Here is a 25,258-nt window from a genome sequence, read left to right as displayed (position 1 = left end):
CATGCTCACTGGATCACAACTTCCTTGAACAGCACCGCGCTGACCTGGACCGGAGCAACCGCGGCGTTGACGCGCTTGGTCAGCTCTTCCTTGAGGCGGAAGATGCCGGCGGAACCGTTGAGGTCGGACGAGCGGAGCTCGCGCGCATAGGTCTGGAAGATGTCGGTGATGCGCGGCATCGTCGGCTTGATCGCCTCGACCTGCTTCTCTTCCTTCAGCTCCAGCACGATCTTGAGCTTCAGATATTGCACGCGCTCGCCCGGCGCGCCGGCGAGGTTGACCATGATGTCGGGAACCTCGACGAAAGACGGCGGCTTCGGCGGAGGCGCCGCCTCGGCGTGATGCTCGTCGTCGCCGTGACGGAAAAAGAAGAACCAGGTCGCGGCGCCGCCGCCGAGAACGGCGAGCAGGCCCACCACCATGATCATCAGCTTGAACTTGTTCTTGGGCGGAGCGGCTTCCGCGCCGTCGGCGGCTGCGCCGCCTTCCGCTTCATTCTCTGCCATGATCGCCGCGCTCGCTCATCTCTCAAAGGGGTCGAAAGAGCGAAGCTCCTGGCAGACAGTGACGCGATACAAATGCCCCAGCGCAGTGCTCCTCTTACGCGCAAACGCTACGGTAATAATGGTTAACGGAACCTTTCGATTGGGCCTTCGCTAGGAAAAATCTGCCGGGTAAACATGGCTAACAGACCCTTTCTGCCGCCTCTCCGCGCCCTCGAAAAACAATCAAGATCCTGAAATTACACAATTTTCCAGCTTGGCACGAGTTTCGCTGAGAAAGGACCGAGACCCAGGGTTTGGGAGAACCCGAGGTCTCGTTCACGGGATCGGCCAATGCGCTTGGGAGAGCGAGCTGGCAGATCTCACTCAGGGGAGATTTCCGATGCAGAACGCGCTTCTGATCGGCTTGTCACGACAGATGACGTTGGAACGGCAGATGGATGTCATCGCCAACAACGTCGCCAACGCCAACACCAACGGCTTCAAGGCCGATCATTCGCTGTTCGAGGAGTACCTCAACTCGAACGCGCGTGAGGACAATTTCGTCGGCGCCGACCGCCGGGTCTCCTATGTGCAGGACCGCGGCACCTTCCGCGACGTCGGCCAGGGGCCGATGGAGCCGACCAAGAATCCGCTCGACATGGCGATCAGCGGCAACGCCTATTTCGCGGTTCAGGCCAATGGCGCCGAGCGCTACACCCGCGACGGAAAATTCTCGCTCAACAGCACCGGCCAGCTCGTCACCTCCGACGGCAACCTCGTGCTGGGCACCAGCGGCCCGATCACCTTCCAGCCGACCGACCACGACATCAACGTCGCGCCGGACGGCACCGTCACGGTGCTCGAGGGCACGGCCAAAAACGATTCGATCCGCGGCAAGATCCGCATGGCCTCGTTCGACGATCCGGCCAAGCTGACCAAGCTTGGCGCCAACCTTTATGACATCGGCTCCGCGGTCCCGCAGGCCGACACCAAGTCGACCGTGCAGCAGGGCTATGTCGAGAAGTCGAATGTGAACTCGGTCGGTGAGATGAGCCGCATGGTCGAAGTCATGCGCAGCTACACCGCCATCGCCAACCTGCTCCAGCAGCAGAGTGACATGCACAAGTCGGCGATCGAGAAGCTCGCCGACGTTCCGGCCTGATTGAGGGAGAACTGACATGCAGGCGCTTCACACCGCAGCAACCGGAATGGCGGCACAGGAACTCAACGTTCAGGTGATCTCCAACAACATCGCCAACCTGCGCACCACCGGCTTCAAGAAGCAGACCGCGGCGTTCCAGGACCTGATCTACGAACACGTCCGCCGGGTCGGCGCCCAGTCGTCCGACCAGGGCACCATCCTGCCGGTCGGCGTTGACATCGGCGGCGGCGTCAAGACCGTCGGCACGCCGCGCAGCATGACCCAGGGCACGCTGTCGCAGACCGGCAACGACCTCGACATGGCCATCACGGGCGAAGGTTTCTTCAAGATCCTGATGCCCGACGGCAGCTACCAGTACACCCGCGACGGCACCTTCCAGATGGACAATCAGGGGCGCATCGTCACGGCGCAGGGCAACCCGGTGCAACCGACGATTACGATCCCGAACAACGCCTCGGGCCTCACCATCAACGTGCAGGGCCAGGTCTCGGTGACGCTGCCAGGTTCGTCGACCTCGGCCGTCCAGGGCCAGATCGGCCTGACCCGATTCATCAACAAGGCGGGCCTCCAGCCGGTCGGCAACAATCAGTTCACCGAGACGCCCTCCTCCGGCCCGCCGCAGGACGGTACCGCGAGCTCCGAGGGCTTCGGCAACATCACCCAGAGCAGCCTCGAGCAGGCCAATGTCGACGTCGTCTCGGAGATGAGCGACCTGATCGCCGCCCAGCGCGCCTACGAGATGAACGCCAAGGTGATCAGCGCCGCCGACCAGATGATGCAGTCGACCACGGCGTTGTTCCGCTGAGGTGATGACGATGATCCGCACCACCCTCGCCACGATCTCCGCTCTCCTCGTGCTGGCGCTGCCCGCACGGGCCGCCGACGACTTCATCGCGACGCCGACGCTGCGCGCGAGCATCACCGTGACCTCGGACGTGGTGCGGGTCGGCGATCTCATCGACAATGCCGGCTCGGCCGCGCTGATCCCGGTCTACCGCTCGCCCGATCCCGGCACCACCGGGGCGCTGCCGGTCGCCCACGTGCTGGCGGTGTTGCGCGCAAAGCAGGTGATCGGCGTGATGACCGGCGACATCAAGGAGGTCCAGGTCACCCGTCTCGCCCGCACGCTCGTGAACAAGGACCTCGAGACCGCGGTCGCCTCGGCGCTCGAGCGCCGCTTTGGACTTGGCGATGCCGCCAACATCACCGTCACGTTCGACCGCGGCATTGCCGACATGCGGCTGGATGCCTCCAACACCGGCGTGCTGCAGCCGGTGGCAACCCGCTACGACGCCCGCAGCGGCCGTTTCGACATCGCCTTCGAGATCAACAACGACAATAATCCGGCACCGACCAAGCTGCGTTTCACCGGCACCGCGACCGAAACGGTGGAAGTGGCCGTGCTGACGCGCGACATCGACCGCGTCGATCTCCTGAAGGCGTCCGATGTCGCCATGGAGCGGCGGCCGAAGGCCGAGATCACCGGTGAGGCCGCCTCGCGCGATCGCACGCTCGGCATGCAGTTGCGCCGGCCGATGCGGGCGGGGACGCCGATCCGCGTCGCCGACATCGTCAAGCCCGACTTCGTGCAGCGCGACCAGAACGTCACCGTCATCTACCAAGTTCCCGGAATCTATCTCACCACGCGCGGCAAGGCGATCGAGAGCGGCGCCGAGGGCGATACCATCAGCGTGCTCAACCTGCAGACCAAGCGCACGCTCAGCGGCGTCGTCACCGGCCGCGGCCAGGTGACGGTCCAGGGCGCCAGCCAGGCCGCGCCGATGCCGGCCGCGGTCGAGCAGACCTCCTCGCTCAAGCGCGACGAGGCGCCCGCCCCCGTCGATACCGCAGCCCTCGTCCGGAACCTAGTCCAGACCCCGGCATCCCCGGCCCAGATCGCACAAGCCCAGATCCCGCAAGTTCGCGTCTCGCAAGCTCCAGCCAAGTCAGAGTAAGTCATGTCCACGTTCAGTTCGGCTTTTCGTCCCCGTCGCATCGCGATCTCTGCCCTGCTGCTGGCGACGTGCGCGCTGGCGAGCGGCTGCTCCTCGATCGACCGTCTGTCGCAGATCGGCGAGCAGCCGAAGTTGTCGGCGATCGACAATCCGACGACGCAGCCCGGTTACAAGCCGGTGCAGATGCCGATGCCGAAGCCCGAGGTCGCCTCCTACAATCCGAACTCGCTGTGGCGCAGCGGCAGCCGGGCCTTCTTCAAGGACCAGCGTGCCCATCAGGTCGGCGACATCCTGACGGTGGCCGTGAACATCACCGACAAGGCCAATATCGAAAACGACACCCAGCGCAGCCGCACCAACAAGGAAGATTCCGGGATCACCGACTTCATCGGCGCCAAGACATTGGGGGCCCAAGCGCAGAAGGTGTTGCCCGGCCGTATCCTCACCGCCGACTCGACCGCGTCCAGCGAGGGCAAAGGAAGCGTGGACCGCAAGGAAGCGTTGCAGACCAACGTCGCGGCGGTCGTCACCCAGGTCCTGCCCAACGGCAACCTCGTGGTCGAAGGCAAGCAGGAGATCCGCGTCAACTACGAAATCCGCGAGCTCATCGTCGCCGGCATCGTCCGTCCCGAAGACATCCAGAGCGACAACACAATCGATTCCACCAAGATCGCGCAGGCCCGCATCGCCTACGGCGGCCGCGGCCAGATCATGGACGTGCAGCAACCGCGCTACGGCCAGCAAGTCATGGACGTGCTGCTGCCCTTCTAGCTTCTCCCGAGCTCCCACATCGTGTTCGCGAACCTAGGCGCGGACGACGATGTACGACGCGGCCCTCGCTAGCTCCCCTGGCGAGGGCCGCATGTATTTTGGCGATGGCTGCATACAGCGCTCAGCGACGCGCGATTGTAGCGACGCCGCTATCCCCTCTCCGCCCCCTCGACTGTCATCACCCGCGAAGGCGGGCGATCCAGTATTTCGAGACGTCAGCGATGAACCGAGAAGCCGCGGCGTACTGGATTCCCCGCCTTCGCGGGGAATGACGACGCAGTGCCCGCGGCGCCTACGTAAACTCCGCCTCCACCGTTCCCAGCCCGTCCAGCTCCATCCGCACCTTGTCGCCGGCCTTCAGCCACAGCGTCTTGACCAGGCTCCCCGTCAGCACGAGCTCTCCCGCGTGAAGGCCCTTGCCCTCGGCGGCCAGATGGTTGGCGAGCCAGGCGAGTGCGTTGTGGGGATGGCCGAGCACGTCGGCGCCGGTGCCGTGGCTGACCTCTTCGCCGTTGACGATAGCGCGGCCTTTGATGGCCTTCAGGTCCGGCACCGACGAGCGCGGCACGATCTCGCCCAACACGCAGCCGGCGGCGAAGAAATCGTCGGCGATCAACGTCGGCGCGCCCATCGTTTCCCACTTCACATAGCGGTCGTCGACGATCTCGATCGCGGGATGATAGGCCTCGACGGCTTCGCCGACCCATTCGGCCGTGAACGGCGCCTCGCCGGCCGCGAGATTGCGCTTCAGCCGCACCGCGATCTCGCATTCGACGCCGACGCGGACATAGTCGGCAGCCGCGAGCTGCACGCCGCTGTCGTGCACGCCTTTCTGGAACACGCCGCCGCCGCATGGGTGTGGAATCCCGATGTAATCCTGCATCACCTGGCTGGTGCAGCCGATCTTGTAACCGACCAGCGGGCCGGCATGCGGCAGCAGCAGATCGTGCAGCGCCCGCTGGACCTGATAGCCCTCGGCTTCATCGGCCGGAGGAACTTCGAGCGCCGCGAGCGGCGCATGGTTGCGGCGGGCCAGCGCGATCGCCTTTGCGGCTGCGAGAATTCTGTCCATCGGCGCCGGCTCCTACACACCACAATCGAGGGCGGCACTTCAGCATCCCCGCCGGGGCGTGACAAGCGCAGGGCGCGCGCGGCAGCAGGTCATGCCAGCCCAGGCTGGATGAGATGCGGACGCTGATCGTCCACATCATGGCAAGCCTCACGGGCGGCGCCGGCGTTTAAGGAAATATTGAGCTGGTCCGGGCTTTATGGGGATGCACGCCTTGTAGCGTCGCAACAGGCCTGATTGCAGCAATGTATGAAGCTGCTGGATCAGCGCCTCAGCATTCGAGTCGATGTCCTTGATGCGACTCGCAAAACCTCTCGCACCTGAAGTGAAGGCTGTTTCTCATCCGAACTCACGTGAGTTCGGAGGAGTTGAGTCTAGCCCATTGATCGCGATTCACTTTTCGCGATTGCGCCCGCGCGCCTAAACGCGCGGTTGCAAGCGACAGGCAAAATGCTGATCACGGCGCGAAAAGGCGCACCTTGCGTTCAAAAAACAAAGAGCCGCATCGCTGCGGCTCGCACTCTATTCGTCGCGATAGACCTTCTCGCGTTTCTCGTGGCGCTCCTGCGCCTCCACCGAAAGCGTCGCGATGGGACGGGCCTCGAGCCGCTTTAACGAGATCGGCTCGCCGGTGTCCTCGCAATAGCCGTAGGTGTTGTCCTCGATACGCTGGAGCGCGGCGTCGATCTTGGCGATCAACTTGCGCTGGCGGTCGCGGGCACGGAGCTCGATGGCGCGGTCGGTTTCGGACGATGCCCGATCGGCGAGATCGGGGTGGTTCACATTCTCCTCCTGCAGGGCTTGCAGGGTGAGCTTGGACTCTTTGAGGATCTCATCCTTCCAGGCGAGGAGCTTCAGGCGGAAGTACTCCTTCTGCCTGTCGTTCATGAAAGGCTCTTTTTCGGTCGGTCGGTAGTTTTTCAACTTTTCCAAGGGCGGCCTATCTGTCTAAGCAACGACTCGTACACGGAACGGGGTCCGCTGAGCGGGGCGTTATATAGCGGCCTCCTGTGACAGACAATGTTTCCCTGATCGCCCGACCGGCGCCCCCAAGCCCTTGCACAGGAAGCTTTATCCTGGAGGGCCCGGGAGCGGCCGACGGCCTAGTAGCCGACCGTGAAACGCTGCCTCTCATGGGCCGGCCGCTCGATCTCGTCGGCGAGCGCGATGGCGTAATCCGCGAAGGTGATCCGGCTCTTTCCGTTCGCATCTGCGAGAAGCTGATCCGTCCCAAGCCGGAATTTGCCGGTGCGCTCTCCCTCGATAAACAGGGCCGACGGCGAGATGAAGGTCCAGTTCAGCTCCTTTTCCTGCCGCAGCAGGTCGAGAAAGGCTGAACCCGCCTCCGCCTCAGCCTTGTACTGAGCCGGAAAACCGGGAGTTGTCACCAGCTTGACGCCCGGAGCGACCTCCAGACTGCCGGCCCCGCCGACGACGAGGTAACGGCCGACCTTGGAGTCCTTGGCCGCGCCGATCAGCTTGAGCGCGTCGCTGGCCAGGAAGTGCACGGAACTCACGGCGACGTCGTGCCCGGCCCACAGCTTGGCAAGGGCTGGCTGGTCGAGCACATCCCCCTTGGTCGGCGTGGCGTTCGGCAGGACCGCGATCTTCTCCGGGTTGCGGGCGATGGCCGTAACCGCGTGGCCGCGGCGGGACAGTTCCTTGGTGATCTCCGACCCGGCCCGGCCCGAGGCGCCGGCAACTGCGATTTTCATGCAAGGCTCCTTTGCTTCTGTAGTAACCAACGGTGACTAAATATCGCAAAGAGCGCTGGTGTTAAGAGAGCACTTTGTGCTTACCTGATTACACGGGAGTAACCGGCGGCGGCCGGCAAATCAGCGGAATGGATCGTGAGGACCCGACGATGAAGCCAGACGTCTATGCAGCGAACTGCCCCACGCGACAGATCCTCGACCGCGTCGGTGACAAATGGGCGGTGCTGATCCTGCTGCTGCTGCGCGAGGATCCGATGCGCTTCAATCAATTGCGCCGCACGATCGAAGGCATTTCGCAGAAGATGCTGAGCCAGGTTCTCAAGTCGCTCGAGCGCGACGGATTGATCAAGCGTCACGCCATCGCAACCGTGCCGGTGACCGTGGAATATTCGATCACGCAGCTCGGCGTGACGCTCGCCGCCGCCGTCGATCCGCTGCGCGATTGGGCCGAACAGAATCTGAAAGACGTGCTCGCCGCCCAGCGCCGCTATGACGCGCAGTTGAAGGATGAAGCGGCGTAAGCCGCTACGCCTGCCCGGCCTTGGCGAGCTCGACCTCGACGCGCAGCTCGATCTCGGACAGCACCGAATCCAGGCCGGAATCGCCGGAGGACGATTTCAGGTTCGCCGCAGCGTCACGCAGCCGCATCACGGTCGAGGCGTCGAGCTTGCCGGAGAGGAGCCCCATCTTGAGATCGTCGAGCACGTCGAGCGCGGTCTTTCCGCGCACGACCGAGCGCTTGCGACGCTCGACGGGATCCTCCTCAATGCCTTGCAGCGCGAGCAGCCCGTCGATGTTGGCGGCCGCCTTCGGTGCGGCGGCGCCTCGCGTCTCCGGCGCCGACGAGGTGTCGGGTAGCACGAAGGTGCCTGAGCTCGTCCGCCTGGCCTGGCTGGCCGGCGTTCCAAGCGTGGTGCCGTTCGGTCCGTAGATGCGCATCGGAAGCAATCCGGGTGATCGATGCGCCACATTCGCCGTTTTATGGTTAACGGCCCGTAAACAGCTCGGCAAAATCTGCCGACAGGCGGCAGTTTCGCTCCTCAGGGACAACGCAGGCTGAGGTCGCTCGAAACAGATTTATTCAACCTATTCAGCGACCTACCCCCGCTGCCCCGAGTTGGCACAGTGCTCGCAAGGACAGCGTCGGACCAGCTCGTCATGGGAGTGTCGTGACGGTCCTTTGATTTGAGGAGCCTCGGGGAGCAGAGGATGCCAAGCGTTCGTTGGGTGAGACTTGTGGGGGTGGCCTGCGCCGCGCTGTCAGCGCTGGCGCTCTCGGTCAATTCTGCAAGCGCGACATCGCGCATCAAGGATCTCGCCAACATCGAAGGCGTGCGGCAGAACCAGCTCATCGGCTACGGGCTCGTCGTCGGTCTCAACGGCACCGGCGACACCCTGAACAACATCCCCTTCACCAAGCAGTCGCTGCAAGCGATGCTCGAGCGCATGGGCGTCAACATCCGCGGCGCCACCATCCGCACCGGCAACGTCGCCGCCGTGATGGTGACAGGCAATCTGCCGGCCTTCGCCACCCAGGGCACGCGCATGGACGTCACCGTCTCCGCGCTCGGCGACGCCAAGAATCTCCAGGGCGGCACCCTGCTCGTCACCCCGCTCCTCGGCGCCGACGGCAACGTCTATTCGGTCGCACAGGGCTCGCTCGCGATCTCAGGCTTCCAGGCCGAAGGCGAGGCGGCGAAAATCGTGCGTGGCGTGCCGACCGTCGGACGCATTGTCAACGGTGCCATCATCGAGCGCGAGATCGAATTTGCGCTCAATCGCCTGCCGAACGTCCGGCTTGCGCTACGCAATGCCGACTTCACCACGGCCAAGCGGATCGCCGCCGCGATCAACGACTATCTCGGCGTCAAGACCGCCGAGCCGATCGACCCATCGACCGTGCAGCTTGCGATCCCGCCGGAGTTCAAGGGTAACGTCGTCGCCTTTCTCACCGAGATCGAGCAGCTCCAGGTCGATCCGGATCTCGCCGCCAAGATCATCATCGACGAACGCAGCGGCATCATCGTGATGGGTCGCGACGTCCGCGTCGCCACCGTTGCGGTCGCACAGGGCAACCTCACCGTCACGATCTCCGAGAGCCCGCAGGTCAGCCAGCCCAACCCGCTGTCGCGGGGGCGGACCGTGGTCGCACCACGCAGCAGCGTCAGCGTCACCGAGGACGGCAAGAAGTTCGCCGTCGTCAAGGACGGCGTCTCGCTTCAGCAGCTCGTCGACGGCCTTAACGGTCTCGGCATCGGCCCGCGCGATCTCATCAGCATCCTGCAGGCGATCAAGGCCGCCGGTGCGATCGAAGCCGACATCGAGGTGATGTGATGCAGACCGGCATGGTCAACACCGCACGGCTCGCCAGCTCCGCCTTCTCGGTGGAGAGCCGCAATGGCCGGCCGGACTTCGATCTCGCCGCGGCACTGCAAAAGGTCTCGCCGAAGCAGCAGGCCAAGGCGCAGAAGATCGCCACCGACTTCGAGGCGATGTTCCTCAACAGCATGTTCTCGCAGATGACCTCGGGCCTGAAGGGCGAAGGCCCGTTCGGCGACACGCCTGGTACCGGCGTGTGGCGCTCGATGCTGACCGAGCAATATTCCAAGAACTTCGCCAACGCCGGCGGCGTCGGCATCGCAAGCGACGTCTATCGCACCCTGATCATGCAGCAGGCAAAAACGATCCGCACGGCATAAGGTCAAACGAGATGAACCATTTCAACGCCTCGCGTCAGCCCGTGCAAGCGCAGCGCCCGAACACCGCACCCGGCAGCGCCGAGTCGCGCAAGATCGCCGAGCAGTTGATGGATGCGATGAGCGCCCTGCTCGGTCTGATCGAGCGCGAGACCGAGCTCGTGCGCGCCGGCCAAGTCCGCGAGGCGATGACCCTCGAGAGCAAGAAGCAGGAGCTGTCGCGAAACTATGTCGGCGCCGTCACCCGGTTGAAGGCGAACCAAGCCCAGCTCGCCAAATCCGCGCCCGAGCTGCTCTCGACGCTGCATCGGCACCACGATGCATTCCGCGCGATGCTCCAGGTCAACCTCACCGTGCTCGCAACCGCTCACGCCGTGTCGGAGAGCGTCGTGCGCGGCGTCAACGCCGAGATCCAGAAGCGCAACGTGCCGAACACCTATACGGCCGCGGGACGACGCGCCACGCCGGGCCCGCGCCACATCACGCCGCTCGCGGTCAGCCGCTCGCTCTGAGCGCGCGCAACAACAAGCGACAATTTTATGAAAAACCGCGCGGCAACATCGTCGCGCGGTTAGGCACGTTTCCTTACCGGATGTTCAATCCCGGTGTTCCATGGTTGCGTATTGAGAGGGGTTGGGATTTGACTCACGTGAGGCAACCAGGAGGCTGCCATGAGTACAGATTTCAGCATCAGGCCGGTGGGGATACCGGTTGCCGTGCAGATCGTAGCGACGTCGAATGCGGCGGCGAACGAGGCCGTACAAACCGATCTGCCCGTGAGCCAGACAGTGGCCGCTGGCGAGGCGAGCGCGCCTGCACGCAATGATTTGCGAAGCAACGAGAACGTCTCACGCCAGGTCGTGTTCGACCAGGCGGCGGCGTCGTTCGTCTTCCAGGTCGTCAACGACAGGACCGACGCGGTGGTCAACCAGTTCCCCGACGAAGCAATGCTGCGCCGGCGGGCCTATTTCCATGCGCAGGATTTGAAATCCGAGCCCTCGCGTCCGGCCAGCACGGACCGCAACGCCTGACAATCAGGCGTCGAGCGTCGCAACGGCAACATCGAGATCGCTCGAACCGGTCGCGGGACCGGTGACGACGTTCCTGATCTGCGTCTTGCCGGTATACGTCAGCATGAATTTGGTGTTGCCGAAGAAACGAGCCGTGCTCGATCACGGACGGCCGGACAGACCAGCGGCGATATTGCGGTTGATCTCGATCAGCGGACGGAAATGATCGAACTGCGGGCTCATCTGCAGTGCGGCGGTCTGGCTCAGCACGAACACGCTGATGTTGGCGATCTTCTGCCGGACGTCGATCGGCTGCGGATTGTTCTCGCGCATGGCCTCGCTCAGGAAAATCGTCCAGAGCTTGCGATTGAACATCAGAGCCTGCGTGGTCTGCTCGCTGAACGGCTCGGCGCTGTTGATCGCATCCTGAAGCTTGTTCGCGGCCTTGAGCAGGGTCTGCGCTTCGATGTCGCGAGGAGATGCGGTGGTCGTTGCAACACGCGCGTAGGCCGAGGCAGCGGAATTCGACATCAATCACACCCTGGAGGTTACCCAGCCCGTTGAACGCGCTTAAGGATTTCTTTCCCGACCCTAGGCAGCACCGCTTAAGATTTGCTTACGTGAGTGCTTGGAAGGGCTCCGGATAATTACGGGCCCGGAGTCCTTCGTCGTGAAGCTAGATGCGCGGATGCATGCTGTAAACACGCTTCCATGATGCGCATCAATCGCGATCCTGCCTTACCGATCTCAATAAAAACGGCGGAGCATGAGCCCCGCCGCGATATTCCGATTCAGTATCTTGCGCTCCGAGATTAGCGGAGCAGCTGCAGCACGCTCTGTTGCGACTGGTTGGCCAGCGACAGCGCGGACACCGCGATCGACTGGCGGGTCGACAGCGCCTGGCTGTTCGCCGCTTCCTCGTTGGTGTCGGCGAGCGTCAGGTTGGATGAGCCGGTCTGCAGCACGTTGATCAGGTTCTTCGAGAAGTCCTGGCGCACCTGCACGATCGAGAGGTTGGAGCCGAGCGCGGAACCTTCCGAGCGCAGCGTGCTCGAGGCCGCGTTCAGGCTCGTCAGCACCTTGTTGGTTGCGCCGTTGTCGATGAAGTCCGTGCCGGGGACGAGATTGCTGAGGCCGAGCCCCGCGGCGTTGAACACCACGCCATTGATGCCGAGCGTCGAGCTGCCGGTCTCGTTGAAGACCAGCTTCAGCGTGTCGCCGTTGAGCAGGTTGACGCCGTTGAAGGAGGAGTCCTGCGAGGTCGTGTCGATCTGCGCCAGGATGTTGTTGAACTGGCTGACCAGACCGGAGCGCGCCGTCTGTGCGACGGGATCCTGGATCGGGGGCTGTGCGGTGGTGAAGGCGAGCACACCGGTGAGCGTACCGCCGACCGCGCCGCCCGCGGCCGTCGAACCGAGTGTCGAAGAGGCGTATTCGTTGACGGTGGTGACGGTCAGCACGCCATTGGCGTCGATCGTCGCCGTCAGATGGTTGGCCTGAAGCTGCACGTTGAGCTGGTCGAGCGTCTTGACCGTGCCGTTGGTGCCGTCACCGAAGGTGACGTTCACCGGCGTGCCGCCGTTGAACGAGCTGAAGGTGAGCGTCTTGCCGCTGACGCCGCCAACGCCGGAGGTGCGCGCCGCGCTGAAGGCGGTCGCCGTTCCGGTGTTGCCGCTGAGGCCGAATGCGGCGAGCGCATTGCCGGTGCCGGTGATCGAGAGGTCGGCGTTGATGCCGGTCGAGAGCGCCAGCTGGCCGCTGGTATTCACCGAGGACGGGATCTGGCCTGCGGTGGTCGAGAGCGTCGCGGCACCCAGGAAGATGCTGGCGGTCTTCACGCCGGTAGCAAGGTCGATCGAATTGAGCAGGTCAGTCAGCGTCGCGCTCTGGAGATAGATGGTCGAGTTGCCGTTGCCGTCGGTGACGATGTTGCCGCTAACGCCGCCGGAGGTCACGCTCGTGGCCGATTGCGGCGTCTCGGCGTTCTTGAAGGTAATGGTGTGGCCGTCGATGTTCAGCGTCGAGCCATCCTTGACGAGACTGCCGAGCGAACCCGCAGTCGTCTGGCGGTTGGCGCTCACGCTGGCATTGCCTGCGCCGGTCGCCGAGGTCAGTCCGAGCGCCTTCAGGAAGTCGGCCTTGCCAGTCACGCTCAAATCGGAACCGGTCGAGCTCTTCAGCGTAACCGCGCCCGCGGTAATGGACGACGGCGTCTGGGCCGTACCGACTGTCGCGCCGCTCGTCGCGATCGTGGCGGCGCCTGCGCTGATCGTCGCTGTCTTGACCCCGCTGGCAAGGTCCACCGCGCTGAGGAGGTCATTGACCGTAGCTGTGGGAGCGCCAGTCGTTCCCATGTAGATGATCGAATTGCCAGTGCCGTCCGTGGCGATATGGCCGCTCGGGTCGAGGCCCCAGCCGGTCGGCTGCGCCGAAGGTGCAGCACCGGTGCGGAACGTGACCGTCTTACCGTTCACGGTGATCGAGTCGCCGTCTGCCGGCGACGATCCGAACGTGGTCGCGGCGGTCGCCCCGATCAGCGTGTTGGTGCCGGCGAGGTTCGTGGCGTTGTCGGCTGCCTTGGCAACCGCGCCGGTCAGTGTGCCGGCGGTCGATCCGAGCGACGCACCGAGCGAGGCGCCTGACGTTACCGGCGTCACGCCGCCAGGTGCGCCGGTATAAAGCACGTTGCTGTTGGCGGTCGCGCTGGCATAGGAGGTCGTGCCGCGGAGATCGGCGGGCGTCGCACCGGGAATCGTGGTGGAGACGTTCGATTTGGTTGAGTAGCCGACCGTGGTCTGCAGCGCCTGGTTGGCGATTGACTTCGCAGAGTCGATCAGCTTCTGCAGCGAGGTGATGCCGGTGTTGGCGGCCTGGAGCACCTGGACACCGTTGTTGATGCCATCGAGCAGGTTGCTGATGTCGCTCGCCCGGTTATCCAGTCCCTGCGCCGTGAAGAAGTTGGTGGGATTGTCGAGCGCGGTGTTGACCTTCTTGCCGGTCGACAGCCGCTCCTGCGTCGTGGCCAGCAAGTCGGCCGTCGACTGCAGCGACAACAGGTTCTGGCGAACGGACGCCGAGAGAACGATGTTGGACATTGGCAGGTCTTCCTCTTGAACCGGATACGAATCGGCCACGCGGGTCTGGAAGCGGGCTTTTGTCCAGTATTAGAGCCTGTCCTTTAAAGTATGGTTAACGCCGGTTTAAGGGATACGGTTAATGCGGGGTTAGCGCCCCCTCCCCCGGTCTCACGCGGTTCCTGCGCCAAAAAGAAAGCGGCGGGGCCGAAGCCCCGCCGCTCGTAGTTATTGTTGTAATTACAGATACTTATTAGCGGAGCAGCTGGAGCACGCTTTGCTGCGAGGTGTTGGCCAGCGACAGCGCCGAGACCGCGATGGACTGGCGGGTCGACAGCGCCTGGCTGTTGGCCGCTTCAGTGTTGGTGTCGGCCAGGGTCAGGTTGGACGAGCCGGTCTGCAGCACGTTGATCAGGTTCTTGTTGAAGTCCTGACGGATCTGCACGACCGAGAGGTTCGAACCAAGCGCCGAGGCTTCCGACCGCAGCGTGCTGGACGCCGAGTTAAGGTTGGACAGCACCCTGTTGGTTGCGGCGTTGTCGATGAAGTCGACACCGACGCTCAGCGAGGCGAGGCCGAGACCCTTGGAGTTGTAGGTCACACCCGTGATGTTCAGGCTCGACTTGCCGGTCTCGTCGAACACCAGCTTGAGCTGGTCGCCGTTCAGCAGGTTGACACCGTTGAACGAGGAGTCGACCGAGGTCGTGTCGATCTGGTTCAGGATGTTGTTGTACTGCGAGACCAGGTTTGCTCGGGTCGACTGGGCCACGACATCCTGCACCGGAGTGGAGGCGGTCGTGAAGGTCAGCGACGAGGTCAGCGTACCGCCGATCGCACCACCTGCGACCGTCGACCCAAGAGTCGAGGACGCATAGTCGTTCGAGGCAGAAATCGTGAGCAGACCATTGGCATCGATCGTCGCGGACAGATTGTTGGCCTGGAGCTGCGAGTTGAGCTGATCGAGTGTCTTGACCGTGCCGTTGGTGCCGTCGCCGAAGGTGACGTTGACCGCCGTGCCGCCGTTGAAGGAGCTGAAGGTCAAGCTCTTGCCGTTGATGCCACCCGTGCCGGACGTGCGGGCCGCCGTGAAGGCCGACGCATTGCCGGTGTTGCCGGCGAGACCGAACGCGGCGAGCGCGTTCCCAGTGCCGGTGATCGCGAGGTCGGCGTTGACGCCGGTCGAGAGTTTGAGCTGCCCGCTCAAGTTGATCGACGAGGCGATCTGGCCCGTCGTCGTCGTCACGGTCGCGGTGCCGCTGGCATTCGATGCAGACTGCACGCCGGTGGCAAGGTCGATCGCCTTCAGGAGGTCGGCAACGGTGGCGCCGCCGAGATAGACGGTCGAGTTGCCGCTTCCATCGGTGACGAGGTTGCCGGCAACGCCGGAGCCGGCCGGAACGTTGGCCGGAACCGGCGCATTGCCATCCTTGAAGCTGATGACATGACCGTCGACGTTCAGCGTCGAGCTGGTCTGGAGCAGCGAGGACAGCGTACCGGTGCCGGTGGTGCGGTTCGCCTGCACCGTCGCGGTGCCCGAACCCGCCGATGCGGTGAGGCCCAGCGCCTTCAGGGCGTCAGCCTTGCCGGTCAGCACCAGATCGGCGCCGGTCGTGCTCTGCAGCGAGATCTGACCGCCCGTGATGCTCGATGCGGTCTGGCCCGCAGTCTGAGCGAAGGCCGCCGTGCCCGCGGTGGAGGTGATCGTCGCCGTTTGCGTGCCGCTGGCGAGATCGAAGGCGTTGACGAAGTCGCCAACCGTGGTGTTGGCATTGAGGTAGACGGTCGAGTTGCCGGAGCCGTCGGTGACGACGTTGCCGAAGACACCGCTGGTGCCACCGATCAGAGTGGCTGCACCTGGGGTCGCCGCGGACTTCACGGTGACGGTCTTACCGTTGACGCTGAAGGTGTCGCCGTCAGCGAACTTGGTGGTGGCCTGCGTGGTCAGCGCGCCACTCGCACCGTAGATCAGCGTGGTGCCGGAGATGTTGGCGGGGGTACCGGCGTTGTCCTGCGTCACGGCGCCGGTGAGGACACCCGAGACACCGCCGAGCTTCGTGGTCGAAGCCGCAGCGGTCGCACCGCCGGCAGCGCCGGAGTACAGCACGTTGCTGCTCGCGGTCGAGCTGGCATAGGTAGTCGTGCCGCGAAGGTCAGCAGCAGTCGCGCCGGCGATCGTGGTGGAGACGCTGGACTTCGAGGAATAGCCGACAGTGGTCTGCAGCGCCTGGTTGGCGATCGACTTTGCGCTGTCGATCAGCTTCTGCAGCGAGGTCAGCCCGGTGTTGGCGGCCTGCAGTACCTGCACGCCATTGGCGATGCCGTCGAGCAGATTGTTGATGTCGCTGGCGCGATTGTCGAGTGACTGCGCGGTGAAGAAGTTGGTGGGATTGTCCAGGGCCGAATTGACGCTCCTGCCGGTCGACAGACGGTTCTGCGTGGTGGCGAGGAGGTCGGCGGTGGACTGGAGAGACAGCAGGTTCTGACGAACCGACGTGGATAGAACGATACCGGACATAACTCTTACCCTTCTGGTTTACGCGTCTTCGTTCGATCGCTTCGGATCGAGTGACGGGGACAGCGTGCCGCGACATGGCTAACAAAGGGTGAAACAACACGCGCCCGCATTAAGCGCGGGTTCACCATAAGCGCGCGGAAGGCGTAGTCGCGGCCGGCAATTAGGCTGAAATCATTGGCATTTATCCGCGCTTACTCTCCATTAACCATAACCACTGGTTACTTTTTCAGAGCACTGCGTGGCTGCGAAATGTCGGCTGACGCACGAAAAAAAGCGGCGGGGCCGAAGCCCCGCCGCCATGTCTTGCTTGCGATGTCGTCCGCTTCTTAGCGGAGCAGCTGCAGCACGCTCTGCTGCGACTGGTTGGCCAGCGACAGCGCGGAGACCGCGATGGACTGGCGGGTCGACAGCGCCTGGCTGTTGGCCGCTTCAGTGTTGGTGTCGGCCAGGGTCAGGTTGGACGAGCCGGTCTGCAGCACGTTGATCAGGTTCTTGTTGAAGTCCTGACGAACCTGCACGATGGTCAGGTTCGAACCAAGTGCCGATGCCTCCGAACGCAGCGTGCTCGACGCAGTGTTCAAGTTTGTCAGCACCTTGTTGGTCGCAGCGTTGTCGATGAAGTCCGTCCCTTGTGTCAACGCGGCGAGACCCAGACCCTTGGAGTTGTAGGTCACACCCGTAATGCTCAAGCTCGACTTGGCGGTCTCGTCGAACACCAGCTTGAGCTGATCGCCGTTCAGCAGGTTCACACCGTTGAACGAGGAGTCCTGCGAGGTCGAGTCGATCTGCGCAAGGATGTTGTTGTACTGGCCGACCAGGTTCGCACGCGAGGTCTGGGCAACCGTATCCTGGACGGGGGTCGAAGCCGTCGAGAAAGTCAGAGCGCTCGTCAGCGTGCCGCCGATTGCGCCACCGGCCGAAGCCGAGCCGAGCGTCGAAGACGCGTAGTCGTTGGTTGCATTGATGGTCAGCAGGCCGTTGGCATCGATCGTGGCAGTCAGGTTGTTGGCCTGGAGCTGCGTGTTGAGCTGATCGAGCGTCTTGACCGTGCCGTTGGTGCCATCGCCGAAGGTGACGTTGACCGCCGTGCCGCCGTTGAAGGAGCTGAAAGTCAAGCTCTTGCCGTTGATGCCACCCGTGCCGGCGCTACGTGCCGCGGTGAAGGCCGAGGCCGTGCCGGTGTTGCCGGCCAGGCCGAACGCCGACAGCGCGTTGCCGGTGCCGGTGATCGCGAGGTCGGCGTTAACGCCGGTCGAGATCTTGAGCTGGCCGCTCGAGTTGATCGACGAGGCGATCTGGCCGGTCGTCGTCGTCACCGTCGCGGTGCCGCTGGCGTTGGACGCAGACTGCACGCCGGTGGCAAGGTCGATCGCCTTCAGGAGGTCGGCCGCGGTGGCGCCGCCGAGATAGACGGTCGAGTTGCCGCTGCCATCGGTGACGAGGTTGCCGGCAACGCCGGAGCCGGCCGGAACGTTGGCCGCCGCGGGCGCATTGCCATCCTTGAAGCTGATGACATGGCCGTTGACGTTCAGCGTCGAGTTGGTCTGGAGCAGCGAGGACAGCGTACCCGTGCCGGTGGTGCGGTTCGCCTGCACCGTCGCGGTGCCCGAACCGACCGATGCGGTGAGGCCCAGCGCCTTCAGGGCGTCAGCCTTGCCGGTCAGCACCAGATCGGCGCCGGTCGTGCTCTGCAGCGAGATCTGACCGCCCGTGATGCTCGATGCGGTCTGGCCCGCAGTCTGAGCGAAGGCCGCCGTACCCGCGGTGGAGGTGATCGTCGCCGTTTGCGTGCCGCTGGCGAGATCGAAGGCGTTGACGAAGTCGCCGACCGTCGTGGTGGCGTTGAGGTAGACCGTCGAGTTGCCCGAGGTATCGGTGACGACGTTGCCGAGCACGCCGGTGGTGCCGCCGATCAGGCTGGCTGCCGTCGGGGCGGTCGCCGCCTTCACAGTGACGGTCTTGCCGTTGACGCTGAAGGTGTCGCCGTCAGCGAACTTGGTGGTGGCCTGCGTGGTCAGCGCGCCGCTCGCACCGTAGATCAGCGTGGTGCCGGAGATGTTGGCGGGGGTACCGGCGTTGTCCTGCGTCACGGCGCCGGTGAGGACACCCGAGACACCGCCGAGCTTCGTGGTCGAAGCCGCAGCGGTCGTACCGCCGGCAGCGCCGGAGTACAGCACGTTGCTGCTCGCGGTCGAGCTGGCATAGGTCGTCGTGCCACGCAGATCGGACGCGGTCGCGCCGGCGATCGTGGTGGAGACGTTGGACTTCGAGGAATAGCCGACAGTGGTCTGCAGCGCCTGGTTGGCGATCGACTTTGCGCTGTCGATCAGCTTCTGCAGCGAGGTGATGCCGGTGTTGGCAGCCTGCAGCACCTGCACGCCGTTGGCGATGCCGTCGAGCAGGTTGTTGATGTCGCTGGCGCGGTTGTCGAGCGACTGTGCCGTGAAGAAGTTGGTGGGATTGTCCAGGGCCGAATTGACGCTCTTGCCGGTCGACAAGCGGCTTTGGGTGGTGGCGAGAAGATCAGCGGTGGACTGGAGAGAGAGAAGGTTCTGACGAACCGACGAGGAGAGAACAATACCGGACATTGAGTGTTACCCTTCTGGTACGCGACGCAACAAACTTCGATTAGGATTAATCGATGTCCGGGACGGTGAACACAGACGGCTAACAAAGCATGAAGCGTGTCGCGCCAGTCCTTGCGCGGATTCACCATATGAGCGATCGGAGCCATCTCAGGCTCGTCCATATCGTCATGATAGCATGACGCTTTTTCGCGCAACGATCCGGCGTTTGCGACTTGTCAACCATAATCAGGGTAAGCAATCGGCTGCATCCGAATGCATCGTCCGCACTTCGTCCAGCGGCACTCTGATGCCGTTGCAAAAAGAAAGCGGCGGGGCCGAAGCCCCGCCGCCATGTCTTGGTTGCGATGTCGTCCGCTTGTTAGCGGAGCAGCTGCAGCACGCTCTGCTGCGACTGGTTGGCCAGCGACAGCGCGGAGACCGCGATGGACTGGCGGGTCGACAGCGCCTGGCTGTTGGCCGCTTCGGTGTTGGTGTCGGCCAGGGTCAGGTTGGACGAGCCGGTCTGCAGCACGTTGATCAGGCTCTTGTTGAAGTCCTGACGCACCTGCACCACCGAGAGGTTCGAACCGAGGCTCGACGCTTCCGAACGCAGCGTGCTCGAGGCGGCGTTGAGGTTCGACAGCACCTTGTTGGTCGCAGAGTTGTCGATGAAGTCGACACCGCTGGTCAACGAGGCGAGGCCGAGACCCTTGGAGTTGTAGGTCACACCCGTGATGTTCAGGTTCGACTTGCCGGTCTCGTCGAATACCAGCTTGAGCTGGTCACCGTTCAACAGGTTCACACCGTTGAACGAGGAGTCCTGCGAGGTCGTGTCGATCTGGTTCAGAATGTTGTTGTACTGCGAGACCAGGTTCGCACGGGTCGTCTGTGCGACATTGTCAGCGACCGGGCTAGAAGCGGTCGAGAAGGTCAGCGACGAGGTCAGCGTACCGCCGATCGCACCACCCGCGGCCGCCGAACCAAGCGTCGAAGACGCGTAGTCGTTCGTCGAGGAGATGGTGAGCAGGCCGTTGGCGTCGATCGTGGCAGACAGGTTGTTGGCCTGGAGCTGCGTGTTGAGCTGATCGAGCGTCTTGACCGTGCCGTTGGTGCCATCGCCGAAGGTGACGTTGACCGCCGTGCCGCCGTTGAAGGAGCTGAAGGTCAAGCTCTTGCCGTTGATGCCACCCGTGCCGGCGCTACGTGCCGCGGTGAAGGCCGAGGCCGTGCCGGTGTTGCCGGCCAGGCCGAACGCCGACAGCGCGTTGCCGGTGCCGGTGATCGCGAGGTCGGCGTTAACGCCGGTCGAGATCTTGAGCTGGCCGCTCGAGTTGATCGACGAGGCGATCTGGCCGGTCGTCGTCGTCACCGTCGCGGTGCCGCTGGCGTTGGACGCAGACTGCACGCCGGTGGCAAGGTCGATCGCCTTCAGGAGGTCGGCCGCGGTGGCGCCGCCGAGATAGACGGTCGAGTTGCCGCTGCCATCGGTGACGAGGTTGCCGGCAACGCCGGAGCCGGCCGGAACGTTGGCCGCCGCGGGCGCATTGCCATCCTTGAAGCTGATGACATGGCCGTTGACGTTCAGCGTCGAGTTGGTCTGGAGCAGCGAGGACAGCGTACCCGTGCCGGTGGTGCGGTTCGCCTGCACCGTCGCGGTGCCCGAACCGACCGATGCGGTGAGGCCCAGCGCCTTCAGGGCGTCAGCCTTGCCGGTCAGCACCAGATCGGCGCCGGTCGTGCTCTGCAGCGAGATCTGACCGCCCGTGATGCTCGATGCGGTCTGGCCCGCAGTCTGAGCGAAGGCCGCCGTACCCGCGGTGGAGGTGATCGTCGCCGTTTGCGTGCCGCTGGCGAGATCGAAGGCGTTGACGAAGTCGCCGACCGTCGTGGTGGCGTTGAGGTAGACCGTCGAGTTGCCCGAGGTATCGGTGACGACGTTGCCGAGCACGCCGGTGGTGCCGCCGATCAGGCTGGCTGCCGTCGGGGCGGTCGCCGCCTTCACAGTGACGGTCTTGCCGTTGACGCTGAAGGTGTCGCCGTCAGCGAACTTGGTGGTGGCCTGCGTGGTCAGCGCGCCGCTCGCACCGTAGATCAGCGTGGTGCCGGAGATGTTGGCGGGGGTACCGGCGTTGTCCTGCGTCACGGCGCCGGTGAGGACACCCGAGACACCGCCGAGCTTCGTGGTCGAAGCCGCAGCGGTCGTACCGCCGGCAGCGCCGGAGTACAGCACGTTGCTGCTCGCGGTCGAGCTGGCATAGGTCGTCGTGCCACGCAGATCGGACGCGGTCGCGCCGGCGATCGTGGTGGAGACGTTGGACTTCGAGGAATAGCCGACAGTGGTCTGCAGCGCCTGGTTGGCGATCGACTTTGCGCTGTCGATCAGCTTCTGCAGCGAGGTGATGCCGGTGTTGGCAGCCTGCAGCACCTGCACGCCGTTGGCGATGCCGTCGAGCAGGTTGTTGATGTCGCTGGCGCGGTTGTCGAGCGACTGTGCCGTGAAGAAGTTGGTGGGATTGTCCAGGGCCGAATTGACGCTCTTGCCGGTCGACAGACGGTTCTGCGTGGTGGCGAGAAGATCAGCGGTGGACTGGAGGGAGAGGAGGTTCTGACGAACCGAGGAGGAGAGAACGATACCGGACATTGGGTGTTACCTTTCTGGTAAACGACGCTTACTGTTACGCGTCTGCATGGATCGAGTGATCCAGCGACCGGCGGACCGTGGGGCGGAGTCCTCTAACGAAACATGAAATGAAATCGGCGCTTTTGCTGAGTCGGCGCGCGATTCGGCCCATTTGCACACTGGCAACGCCACGCCGCCGGCCGATTTCAGCCTTGATATGATTGAGCTTTTGCACGGCATCGGCCGGGATTTACAACTCGTTAACTAGTCTTGATGGAGTATTGCGCCCTGATCCGCCGCAACACACGCTCGGTTACGAAAGCGTTGATGGAGAACAGGCATGGCCCTCAAGGTCGAGCTCAGACCGCACGAACGCATCATCGTCGGTAACTGCGTGATAACCAACACCGACCAGCGCGCCCGCCTTCTGATCGACGGCGACAACGTGCCGATCCTGCGCGAGCGCGACATCCTCACACCGGAGACCGCCGACTCGCCCGCCAAGCTCGTCTATCTGGCGGTCCAGCTCATGTACATCTCGCCGGATCCTCAGACCCAGCACGGCACCTATTTCAACCTGGTGCGAGACATCGTCACCGCGGTGCCGAGCTCCTGGCCGATCATCGAAGGCATCAACAACAACATCCTCAACGGCGACCTCTATCGCGCCCTGAAGGATGCCCGCAAGTTGATCGCCTATGAAGAGAAGTTGCGCGGCCAGTTCGAGGCCACCCATCCCAAGGCCGAAGCGAGCCAGGACGACGTCAGCACCGCCGCCTGATCCTACGCGTTCGCGCGACCAGCCAACACGACCGACAACGGCCCCGGATCGTCTCCGGGGCCGTTGTCGTTCCAGACCTGCATCGAGCTAGTGTGCCGCGAGCGGCGGCGCATCGACCTCGATCACAGCGTCTCGGCTGCGACGCCCGCCGAATTCCAGCACGGCCGCGACCAGCGCGTCGATGTCGCTCTCGTCGGTACGGTGATTGACGATAGCGGCGCGGATCGCAAACCTGCCGTCGAGCGTCGTGCTTGAGGGCGCCGCGATACCGGACTCCTGGATGTCGGCAACGATCTCGCGGTTGACCTCGTCGGCAGCGCGGTAACGAAAGCAGACGATGTTGAGATTGACCGGCGCCAGCAATTCCAGCCGCGGCTCGGCGAGAACGCGCGTCTCCAGATATTTCGCCAGCGCACAGCTGCGCGCGATCACCGCACCGAGCCGATTTGTGCCGAACGTCTTCAACGTGAACCACGTCTTCAACGCACGGAAGCCGCGCGACAGATCGGGGCCGAGATCGCAGGGCCAGATTGCGCCGGCCGCAAGCCCCCTCGCCTCGCGACGCAGATAGGCCGCGGGCTGCGTAAAGGCCTGTCGATGCTGCTCGCCGTCGCGCACCAGCAGGAAGCCGGCGTCATAAGGCACCTGTCCCCATTTGTGGAAGTCGAGCGCAATGGAGTCCGCAAGCTCGATGCCGCCGAGCAGCGGCGCAAGCTCGGGCGACAGAATCGCGAGCGCACCGAAGGCGCCGTCGACGTGAAACCAGATTCCTTCCTCGCGACACAACTCCGCGATCGCCTTGAGATCGTCGACCGCGCCGATATCGACGGTACCGGCGGATGCGACGACCAGGAACGGCCTGAAACCGACCTCACGATCGATCGCGATCTGCGCACGTAGCGCGGCAACGTCCATGCGATGATCGGTATCGACGCCGATCTTGCGCAGCGCATCGCTGCCGAGCCCAGCGATGTCCATCGCCCGCGAGACGCAGCCATGGGCGGCCCGCGATGTGTAAGCCGTGAGCAGCGCACCGTCATTGCCGATGCCGTACTGCCGCGCCAGCGTGCCGAGCGCGCTGGTGCGCGCCACCAGCACCGCCATCAGATTGGCCATCGACGTGCCGGTGACGAAGATGCCGCTCGCGCTTTCCGGGAAGGCGAACAGGCGTCGCATCCAGTCGACGACCTGGCGCTCCACCTCGATCGGCATGTGGTCGCGGCCGCCGAGATTGGCGTTGAGGCCCGCCGCGAGCATTTCCGCGACCATGCCGACCGCGGTACCGCCGCCATGCACCCAGCCCATGAAACCGGGATGGACGTTGCCGGTCGCATAGGGCGCGACATGTTCGGAGAAGTCGCGATAGACGTCGGCGAGGTCGTTCGCCTCGCGCGGCACATCGGCGTTGAACGCCGCACGAACGCCGTCGGGGATCGGCTGCCACACCGGACGCGCGCGAACGTTGGCGATGCCGTCGATCGTCTCGTCAAGCATGCGATGAGCGAGCGCGCGAAACTCGCTCCAGTCCTGCGGATCGAGCGAAGTGTGCGTGACGGAGCTTTGCGTGTTGCGGATGATCTCGTTCATGCTGCACTCTCCTCACCCGCTCTTGCATGCCGCGACAGCATCGCCGTGAATGCCACAAAGATCTTGCGCATCTGCGGCGGCTTGTACGGAAATACGGCCGGCGGATCCATGTTGTGCACAACGGCGGTATTGTCGGCTTCGAAGACCAGCAGCTCGCGGTTCTGGTTCTCGGCGCAATCGACGATGAAGTAATCGAGGCCGACGCGCCTGCTCATCTCGTCGAGCGCGATTTTGTGGCGCGCGGCGAAAGCATGGTCGAAGTCGAGCATGAAGACGGCTTCCTCGGCCCGCTTCTCCTCGCTGAACGCCATGAAGGCGTTGAGATACCAGATGTCCCAGCGATCGGCGATTGCCATGTGGCACGCATAGGCTTTGCCGTCGACCATCGCGAGACGATATTTGCGGTAGAGCCCGTCCGGACTCGCATAATCGACGAAACGTGCGACGAAGAAGTCCTGCTCTTGTCGCTCGGCGAGATAGGCCGCGAGCGCTCCAGCATCGTCGAGTTTGGCGAGACCGACGCCGGCATGCGTACCGCGCGGCCGCACGATCATTGGAAAGCGCAGTTCGCCCGTGATCTCCTCGCAAACGATCCTGCCTCGCGAAAGCTCCGACAATTGCGCACGCGTCGTGGGGGCGGTCACGGGAATGTCGAGGCCGGGCACGCCCGTCAGCAGACGATACAGCTTGTCGCGATCGAGATTGCCAATGAGATCCGGACGATTGAGCAGCGGCTTCGGCCAGTGCGGCGCGGCCTTCTCGATCAGCGCGAGCGCCTCCCGGCACTCCTCGGAATCGGATGCGATCACGATGGCGACGTCGTGCTCGGGCAGAGTCTCCGGCAGGCCGATGCCCTTGACAACGTAGAGCGTCAACAGCTCGATGTCGGAATCTTCAAGCAGGAAGTCGATCGGCGTGTTGCCGCCCATGTCGATATCGGCGGCGAGCGCGAGCACGCGCAGGCGGGGTTTTGGAGCCGCGCAAGGCGTACGAAACAATTGGTGGAAGGAGAGCACCTCGGTCTGGATCACCAGCCCGGCCTCCTTCTCGCCGAGAAGCTGGGCAATCAGCGAGAGATCGAGGCCTTCGCCGGCCTCCGCCGTTCCCTCCTCGATCCGCGCCAGCAGCCGCTCGCGCAACGGATGCAGGTCGCCGCCCTCGAAGGCGCGGCGCGTCAACTGCGCAAAGCCGATGCGGTCGGCATGGGTCGGCGCGGTCACGCCGCCCGGCGCGGAAACTGGATGTTGCATC

Annotated in this window: 22 protein-coding genes; 10 read left to right on the top strand and 12 right to left on the bottom strand. The window is 64.0% G+C overall.

Going from position 1 to position 25,258, the window contains the following annotated elements; genetic code table 11:
* Positions 1-5: 5 nt before the first annotated feature.
* Positions 6-506, bottom strand: coding sequence for a flagellar basal body-associated protein FliL (fliL, locus tag RX329_RS15350; protein WP_018456421.1), 501 nt, complete (start codon positions 504-506; stop codon positions 6-8).
* A gap of 379 nt (positions 507-885) precedes the next feature.
* On the opposite strand from fliL, the gene flgF reads away from it, so the two are divergent.
* From flgF to flgH, 4 genes are read left to right on the top strand one after another with little or no spacing between them, the layout of a single operon-like run.
* Positions 886-1,647 (top strand): flagellar basal-body rod protein FlgF, encoded by a 762-nt coding sequence (gene flgF / locus RX329_RS15345; protein WP_317246107.1) that lies wholly within the window; start codon positions 886-888, stop codon positions 1,645-1,647.
* A gap of 16 nt (positions 1,648-1,663) precedes the next feature.
* The gene (gene flgG / locus RX329_RS15340) at positions 1,664-2,452 is read left to right on the top strand and encodes a flagellar basal-body rod protein FlgG (RefSeq protein ID WP_007602131.1); all 789 of its coding nucleotides are present in this window, start codon (positions 1,664-1,666) and stop codon (positions 2,450-2,452) included.
* A 10-nt stretch (positions 2,453-2,462) separates the two neighbouring features.
* Positions 2,463-3,602 (top strand): flagellar basal body P-ring formation chaperone FlgA, encoded by a 1,140-nt coding sequence (gene flgA / locus RX329_RS15335; RefSeq protein WP_317246106.1) that lies wholly within the window; start codon positions 2,463-2,465, stop codon positions 3,600-3,602.
* 3 nt (positions 3,603-3,605) lie between these two features.
* Entirely contained in the window at positions 3,606-4,373 is a 768-nt protein-coding gene (gene flgH, locus RX329_RS15330) for a flagellar basal body L-ring protein FlgH (protein WP_018456424.1), read from the top strand.
* A 292-nt stretch (positions 4,374-4,665) separates the two neighbouring features.
* On the opposite strand, the gene RX329_RS15325 is transcribed toward flgH, so the two are convergent.
* The 3 genes from RX329_RS15325 to RX329_RS15315 form a co-directional block, all read right to left on the bottom strand.
* Positions 4,666-5,445: a 2-keto-4-pentenoate hydratase gene (locus RX329_RS15325; RefSeq protein WP_085349416.1), complete on the bottom strand. Its 780-nt coding sequence runs from the start codon at positions 5,443-5,445 to the stop codon at positions 4,666-4,668.
* Positions 5,446-5,964: 519 nt separating this feature from the next.
* Positions 5,965-6,330 (bottom strand): RNA polymerase-binding protein DksA, encoded by a 366-nt coding sequence (gene dksA, locus RX329_RS15320; protein WP_008554760.1) that lies wholly within the window; start codon positions 6,328-6,330, stop codon positions 5,965-5,967.
* 215 nt (positions 6,331-6,545) lie between these two features.
* A complete protein-coding gene (locus RX329_RS15315; protein ID WP_085349417.1) occupies positions 6,546-7,157 on the bottom strand; it encodes an NAD(P)-dependent oxidoreductase in 612 nt (203 codons plus the stop codon).
* Positions 7,158-7,306: 149 nt separating this feature from the next.
* On the opposite strand from RX329_RS15315, the gene RX329_RS15310 reads away from it, so the two are divergent.
* The gene (locus tag RX329_RS15310; RefSeq protein ID WP_026233175.1) at positions 7,307-7,678 is read left to right on the top strand and encodes a winged helix-turn-helix transcriptional regulator; all 372 of its coding nucleotides are present in this window, start codon (positions 7,307-7,309) and stop codon (positions 7,676-7,678) included.
* A gap of 4 nt (positions 7,679-7,682) precedes the next feature.
* Here RX329_RS15310 and RX329_RS15305 read toward each other — a convergent pair whose 3' ends face one another.
* Complete coding sequence (locus RX329_RS15305) at positions 7,683-8,096, bottom strand: flagellar assembly protein FliX (protein ID WP_085349418.1); 414 nt, start codon at positions 8,094-8,096, stop codon at positions 7,683-7,685.
* 270 nt (positions 8,097-8,366) lie between these two features.
* Between RX329_RS15305 and RX329_RS15300 the strand changes: the two genes are divergently transcribed.
* The 4 genes from RX329_RS15300 (at position 8,367) to RX329_RS15285 (ending at position 10,884) form a co-directional block, all read left to right on the top strand.
* Entirely contained in the window at positions 8,367-9,491 is a 1,125-nt protein-coding gene (locus RX329_RS15300; protein WP_026233176.1) for a flagellar basal body P-ring protein FlgI, read from the top strand.
* The gene (flgJ, locus tag RX329_RS15295) at positions 9,491-9,856 is read left to right on the top strand and encodes a flagellar assembly peptidoglycan hydrolase FlgJ (RefSeq protein WP_085384327.1); all 366 of its coding nucleotides are present in this window, start codon (positions 9,491-9,493) and stop codon (positions 9,854-9,856) included. Before RX329_RS15300 ends, flgJ begins: the two co-directional genes overlap by 1 nt.
* A gap of 11 nt (positions 9,857-9,867) precedes the next feature.
* On the top strand, positions 9,868-10,365 hold the full coding sequence (locus RX329_RS15290) for a hypothetical protein (RefSeq protein WP_085358967.1): 498 nt from the start codon (positions 9,868-9,870) through the stop codon (positions 10,363-10,365).
* Positions 10,366-10,524: 159 nt separating this feature from the next.
* Entirely contained in the window at positions 10,525-10,884 is a 360-nt protein-coding gene (locus tag RX329_RS15285; protein WP_085349421.1) for a hypothetical protein, read from the top strand.
* Between the two features lie 141 nt (positions 10,885-11,025).
* On the opposite strand, the gene flaF is transcribed toward RX329_RS15285, so the two are convergent.
* The 5 genes from flaF to RX329_RS15260 all read right to left on the bottom strand — a co-directional run bounded on the left by flaF (position 11,026) and on the right by RX329_RS15260 (position 21,660).
* Positions 11,026-11,394, bottom strand: coding sequence for a flagellar biosynthesis regulator FlaF (gene flaF / locus RX329_RS15280; RefSeq protein WP_007612319.1), 369 nt, complete (start codon positions 11,392-11,394; stop codon positions 11,026-11,028).
* Positions 11,395-11,675: 281 nt separating this feature from the next.
* On the bottom strand, positions 11,676-13,958 hold the full coding sequence (locus tag RX329_RS15275) for a DUF1522 domain-containing protein (RefSeq protein ID WP_085358971.1): 2,283 nt from the start codon (positions 13,956-13,958) through the stop codon (positions 11,676-11,678).
* Between the two features lie 232 nt (positions 13,959-14,190).
* A complete protein-coding gene (locus RX329_RS15270; protein WP_085349423.1) occupies positions 14,191-16,452 on the bottom strand; it encodes a DUF1522 domain-containing protein in 2,262 nt (753 codons plus the stop codon).
* Between the two features lie 326 nt (positions 16,453-16,778).
* On the bottom strand, positions 16,779-19,040 hold the full coding sequence (locus tag RX329_RS15265; protein ID WP_317246105.1) for a DUF1522 domain-containing protein: 2,262 nt from the start codon (positions 19,038-19,040) through the stop codon (positions 16,779-16,781).
* A 358-nt stretch (positions 19,041-19,398) separates the two neighbouring features.
* On the bottom strand, positions 19,399-21,660 hold the full coding sequence (locus RX329_RS15260) for a DUF1522 domain-containing protein (RefSeq protein ID WP_317246104.1): 2,262 nt from the start codon (positions 21,658-21,660) through the stop codon (positions 19,399-19,401).
* A gap of 319 nt (positions 21,661-21,979) precedes the next feature.
* On the opposite strand from RX329_RS15260, the gene flbT reads away from it, so the two are divergent.
* Positions 21,980-22,420, top strand: a complete 441-nt coding sequence (gene flbT / locus RX329_RS15255) for a flagellar biosynthesis repressor FlbT (protein WP_085348249.1) — start codon at positions 21,980-21,982, stop codon at positions 22,418-22,420.
* An 87-nt stretch (positions 22,421-22,507) separates the two neighbouring features.
* On the opposite strand, the gene RX329_RS15250 is transcribed toward flbT, so the two are convergent.
* The gene (locus RX329_RS15250; protein WP_085348250.1) at positions 22,508-24,007 is read right to left on the bottom strand and encodes a pyridoxal phosphate-dependent decarboxylase family protein; all 1,500 of its coding nucleotides are present in this window, start codon (positions 24,005-24,007) and stop codon (positions 22,508-22,510) included.
* The gene (locus tag RX329_RS15245; RefSeq protein WP_166517473.1) at positions 24,004-25,257 is read right to left on the bottom strand and encodes a RimK family alpha-L-glutamate ligase; all 1,254 of its coding nucleotides are present in this window, start codon (positions 25,255-25,257) and stop codon (positions 24,004-24,006) included. The genes RX329_RS15250 and RX329_RS15245 overlap by 4 nt, the downstream gene beginning before the upstream one ends.
* Between the last annotated feature and the right edge of the window lies 1 nt (position 25,258).

Origin of the sequence: Bradyrhizobium sp. BWC-3-1 (assembly GCF_032917965.1) — a bacterium.
Lineage (GTDB): Bacteria > Pseudomonadota > Alphaproteobacteria > Rhizobiales > Xanthobacteraceae > Bradyrhizobium > Bradyrhizobium canariense_D.
This window is presented reverse-complemented; position numbering and strand designations above follow the sequence as displayed.